This is a genomic window from Rhodococcus sp. AB351, assembly GCF_049538275.1.
GTDB lineage: Bacteria > Actinomycetota > Actinomycetes > Mycobacteriales > Mycobacteriaceae > Rhodococcus.
Map to the genome: position 1 here is coordinate 1 of NZ_JBMVFW010000032.1, position 2,621 is coordinate 2,621.

Genomic DNA, 2,621 nt, shown 5'->3' on the forward strand with positions numbered 1-2,621 from the left:
TGCAAGCGGACATGCCAATCTCCCTATAGGCGGACAGGTTCGTCCCTGCTGACGGACAGCTGATCTCCCTTCCGATGGACACGGGGGCCGGCGGTGTGTCGGTCCTGACACAGACGCCCCTCCGGGGTTTTGCTCGAGGTCTTCGACCACCTACGAGCAACTCCCACCGGAGGGACGCATGAAGAAGTCTGACAGGGACATCATGGAAATTCTCGAGGCCTACGACACCACCGGCAACGCGCACTCCGCAGCGCAGCTGGCCGGGGTCGATCCGAAAACCGTCCGACGCTACGTCGCCGCCCGAGACGCCGGTATGCCGCTGACCGGCCCGTCGCGACGGCCACGCATCATCGACGACTACATGCCCAAGATCGAAGAATGGGTCGAGCGCAGTAAAGGCAAGGTCCGCGCCGACATCGTCCACGAACGCCTCGTCGATCTCGGTTTCGACGGCACCGAACGCACCACCCGACGCGCCGTCGCAGATGTGAAAGCAGCATGGCAGGCCGGCCATCGCCGCACCTATCGACCGTGGATCACCGAGCCCGGGTTGTGGATGCAGTTCGACTGGGGCGACGGCCCGAAAGTTCCTGGCCCGGGCGGGGTTCTACGCTCGACCTTGTTGTTCTGCGCCTGGTTGGCATGGTCCCGCTACCGGGTGGTGATCCCGGTCTGGGATCAGACGTTGCCGACGTTGATCGCGTGTCTCGACGCCACGGTGCGTCGCTTCGGCGGAGTCCCGACCTACGCGTTGACCGACAATCCGCGCACCGTGAGCATCGATCACATCGCCGGAATCCCGGTGCGGCATCCGCAGATCGTCGAGACCGCCCGCCACTACGGCATGACCGTGCACACCTGCATCCCTTACGATCCGGAATCGAAGGGCGGCAGCGAAGCAACCGTCAAGATCGCCAAGGCCGATCTGGTGCCCACTGACGCGAATCTGCTGCCGGACTATGTGTCGTTCGTCGAACTCGAGGCGGCCTGCGAGCGGTTCTGCGCCACCGTCAACGGCCGTCGGCACCGCGAAAGCGCCCGCATCCCCACCGAGGCGGTGGCCGAGGAACGCGCCCGCCTGCACACCCTGCCGGCCAGCCCGCACACCCTGGCACTGGGCACCACCCGCAGTGTCGGCACCGACCAGACGATCCGCTTCGGGTCAGTGCGGTATTCGACCCCGCCCGGGTTGGTCGGCTCCGAAGTGTGGGTGCGCGTTGCCGGCACCGAACTGGTCGTCGTGGCCGATCTCGATGCCCTGCCCCGGGTTCCGGACTGGGCTGAGAACAGACGGGGTTTGAGTGAGGTTGCCCGGCATCTGCTTTCGACACCGGGCAACCCGCAGATCGACCCGGCGCATTATCCCGATCATCCGCAGGATTCGGACGGGTCACCGAAGCCGCCGGTCCCGAAGGCTCGCTCCGCGGCCGAGGCCCGGTTCCTCGACCTCGGCCCCGGTGCGCACACCTGGTTGATCGCCGCGTCGGCGGCCGGGACGGTCCGGATCCGGGCGAAGATGACCGGCGCGGTCGAGTTGGCCGCATTTGTCGGCGCCGCCGCCGTCGATGCCGCGTTGGCGGTCGCGGCCGAGGCCGGCCGCTTCGCCGACGGTGATCTGCCGGCGATCGTCGCGCATCACACCGCCACCGCAGCCGAGACCGGGCTCGTCGTCGCCGACGAGGCTCATTCGGTCCAACCCGGCACCGCGGCCTGGGCGGGATTCGGTGCCGCCGGAACCGGAGTCGGGTCATGAACGCCTCTGCACCACCACTACCCGACGATCTCATCGCCGTCCTCAAACGGATGCGGCTACCGTATCTCCGCGCCGCCGCACCGGAGGTGCTGGCCACCGCCAAAGCGCAGCGATGGGATCCCACCGAGGTCCTCAAGGTTCTTCTCGACGAGGAGGTCCGCGGTCGGGATGAGGCGACGAAGGCGATGCGCCGAAAAACTGCAGGGCTTCCCGCGGGCAAGACGTTTTCCTCCTGGCGCGAGACGGATTCGTCGATCCCGCTACCCACCCAGCACGCTCTGGCCACGTTGGAGTGGGTGGGGCGTGCCGAGAATCTTGCGGTCAGCGGGCCGTCGGGAACCGGCAAGACCCACTTCGTCGAGGCACTCGCGCATGCGGTCATCGACGCGGGGATGCGGGTGTCCTGGTTCAGTCTCGAATCGTTGACCGCCGCGATCGGGCGGGCTGCGGTGGACGGATCGATCACCAAGACCATCACCCGCATCACTCGCGCCGAGATGATCGTCGTCGACGATATCGGCATGCTGCCGTCGGGGCAGGCTGCTGCCGAGGCGTTCTACCGTCTCGTCGACGCTGCCTATGAGCGGCGCAGCGTGGTGGTGACCAGCAACCTCCACCCGTCCGGCTTCGACACGATCATGCCGAAGACCCTAGCCACCGCCGCCGTCGACCGATTGCTGCACCATGCGCATGTCGTGATCACCGAGGGCACCTCACTGCGGCTGCAGGACGCCACCGCCGGACGCGGGGTGATGCCGTTGACCTGACCTGGTGCGGGAGATCGGCTGACCGCCGACAGGGAGATCAGCTGTCCGCGCGCAGGGACATGACCTGTCCGCCTACAGGGACGCTCTCATGTCCCTTGACA

At 67.1% G+C, this 2,621-nt stretch carries 2 protein-coding genes; both read left to right on the forward strand.

The window, feature by feature from the left end; translation table 11 throughout:
* Nucleotides 1-178 precede the first annotated feature (178 nt).
* Nucleotides 179-1,753, forward strand: coding sequence for an IS21 family transposase (gene istA / locus ACPCXD_RS22850; protein ID WP_423661202.1), 1,575 nt, complete (start codon nucleotides 179-181; stop codon nucleotides 1,751-1,753).
* Nucleotides 1,750-2,520, forward strand: a complete 771-nt coding sequence (gene istB, locus ACPCXD_RS22855) for an IS21-like element helper ATPase IstB (RefSeq protein WP_159418243.1) — start codon at nucleotides 1,750-1,752, stop codon at nucleotides 2,518-2,520. The genes istA and istB overlap by 4 nt, the downstream gene beginning before the upstream one ends.
* Nucleotides 2,521-2,621: the final 101 nt, after the last annotated feature.